Raw genomic sequence first — 543 nt, forward strand, 5'->3', positions numbered from 1 at the left:
CTTCGCCATCGTGCCCATGGGCCTGCCCAGCAGCGGTGCCGGGCGGAACGAGCAGGCAGTCTTCCGCACGATCGCCAAGCGGTTCATGGCTCAGTTCTACCCCGACTACCTCTACAAGCAGCACTCGCTCATCGGCCGGTTCGGCCAAGACGAGTTCCGCGCCAGCCAGAAGCAGGAGATCCGCAAGGGCTGGAAGGAGGTCGAAGCCGATGCCGAATCAAGCGGCGACTCCGAAGATGGCCGGGCCGGCGAGACGGAAGTGCGAGGCGAAGTGCAAAGGATGCGCTCATGAGCGACCCCACCGACAAGTTCGGCGGCTACCAGAGCGGGGCCGTCATGTATGCGGTGAGCGCCAAGGTTGAGTCGAAGCGGACTACGCCGCCAAGTCCGTACACAGAGGACGAGCTGATGGACGACATGCTGTCAGCTCACAAGTTCGGGCGCAACGACCAGGAGCGCGAAATGCTGAAGCGCGTCCAGGGCATCGGCACCTCCCGTACCCGCGGCACGATCATCACGAATCACCTCGATCGGGATCTGCTG

General features: G+C 63.7%; 2 protein-coding genes. Both read left to right on the top strand.

The genetic code is table 11. The annotated features are described in order from the left end of the window. Positions 1 to 292 (top strand): DNA topoisomerase (locus AC1DTN_RS38970; protein WP_477925585.1); only part of this gene is annotated, 292 nt, incomplete at its 5' end. After that, positions 289 to 543, top strand: a 255-nt coding sequence (locus tag AC1DTN_RS38975; protein WP_477925586.1) for a DNA topoisomerase, incomplete at its 3' end; no start/stop codon positions are given. The genes AC1DTN_RS38970 and AC1DTN_RS38975, both read left to right, overlap by 4 nt.

Source organism: Rhizobium sp. 01T444, assembly GCF_056398305.1.